Origin of the sequence: Kitasatospora sp. NPDC058406, assembly GCF_042722765.1 — a bacterium.
Lineage (GTDB): Bacteria > Actinomycetota > Actinomycetes > Streptomycetales > Streptomycetaceae > Kitasatospora.
The window spans coordinates 1-1558 of the sequence record NZ_JBHXKE010000298.1; the positions used below are offsets into that span (position 1 = coordinate 1).

2 protein-coding genes are annotated in these 1558 nt (G+C 76.0%); both read right to left on the reverse strand.

Going from position 1 to position 1558, the window contains the following annotated elements; genetic code table 11:
• Nucleotides 1-899 (reverse strand): siderophore-interacting protein (locus ACFWOG_RS36215; RefSeq protein ID WP_380363618.1); only part of this gene is annotated, 899 nt, incomplete at its 3' end.
• 152 nt (nt 900-1051) lie between these two features.
• Nucleotides 1052-1342 carry a hypothetical protein gene (locus ACFWOG_RS36220; protein ID WP_380363620.1) on the reverse strand — a complete coding sequence of 97 codons (291 nt, stop codon included), beginning with the start codon at nt 1340-1342 and terminating at the stop codon, nt 1052-1054.
• Nucleotides 1343-1558: the final 216 nt, after the last annotated feature.

Below are 1558 nucleotides of genomic sequence, written 5' to 3' on the forward strand. Positions count from 1 at the left end.
AGATGTGGAGAAGAGCCCTGGCCCCCGCGGCGGCTGGAGGCCGGCCACGACGCGGCGTCGGCGCCCGGCTCCTCCTCGTCGTCGTCGGCGAGGTGGTGGTCCAGGTTGACCGTGCCGCGCTTCCAGTAGCCGTCGACGTCCGTGTAGTCCCGGTCGAACCCGGCGGCGCGCAGGTGGCGGCGGATCGGCTTCAGCTCGCCGGCCTCGCCGGTGATCCAGACGTAGGGCCGCCCGGGCGGGAACTCCAGGGCGCTGATCGCCCGGTGGAGCAGGTCGCCCTCGCCGTGGGCCAGGCCGTCGCGGTGCACCCAGGTGATCGCGGCGTCGGCCTTGGTCTCCAGGTGGTGCTCCTCACCGGCGTCGTCCACCAGGATGAACACCTTGGCGATCGCTCCCTCCGGCAGGATCTCCAGGTACCGGCTCAGACCGGGCAGGCCGGTCTCGTCGGAGGCCAGCAGGTACCAGTCGAACTCCAGCGGGACCATCACCGAGCCGCGGGGCCCGGCCAGACCGAGCTTCTGGCCGGGGGCGGCCTGCGCGGCCCAGACCGAGGCGACGCCGCTGCCGTGCAGGACGAAGTCGAGGTCCAGCTCGCCGGCCACCGGGTCGAAGCGGCGGGTGGTGTAGTCGCGGGAGATCGGGAACGGCGGGACGTCGGGGAAGATCAGGCCCTCGTCGTCGTCGCCGAGCAGGGGGAGCACGGGCTCCAGCTCGCCGGGCGCCGGGAAGAAGGCCTTGACGTGGTCGGCGGGCGCCCGGTCGATGAACCCGGCCAGCTCGGGGCCGCCGAGGGTGACCCGGACCAGTCGGGGGGTGACCCGGGTGACCCGGATCACCTCCAGGGTCCGCAGGGCCAGGTCGTGGTAGACGGTGTCGATCAGGGGGGCGTTGCTGGTCATGGGGGTTGTCCTCTTCTCGGAGCCCGGGGACCGCCGTGCGGTCCCCGGATCATGCGGTCGTGCGATGGCGGCCCGGGCCCCGCCGGGGTCGGCGGACGGACGGGCGGAAGGCGCGCCCGCGGGAGGGGCGCGGGCGGACCGGCGGGGCCGGTTCACACCCCCTCCGCCAGCGCCCGCTGCACCAGCGGGCCGATCTCCTCCAGCGCCTGCGCGTCCATCAGTTCGTCGTGGGCGACGTCGACCACGTGCTCGGCCAGCCTGCCCCGCAGGTACGGCGGCCAGACCTTCGCGGGCGCGTCCTCGGGGGCGGTGGTGCGGGCCGCGGTGACGAACAGGGCGTCACCCGTCCAGACCGGGGTGCGGCTGCCGGCCAGCAGGCCGACGCAGTGCACGTTGGTGTCGACGATCGCGTGGAGCAGATCCTCGTCGAAGCCGGCCAGCATGCCCTGGCTGGCCCGGATCGCGGCGATCGCCTCCTCCCGGCCGACCGGCCGGCCGGCCTCTCCCCCGGCGCGGGGGGGGGGGGGGCGGCGGGCCCCCGCCCCCGGGGGCGCTCGGCCGTTCCCCCGGCCGGGGGGGGGGGGGGGGGCGCGGGGGGGGGCGCCGTCTCGCGAACGTTCACCGGTGGGCGCCCAGCACGGTGTAGGCGCCCCTGCGGG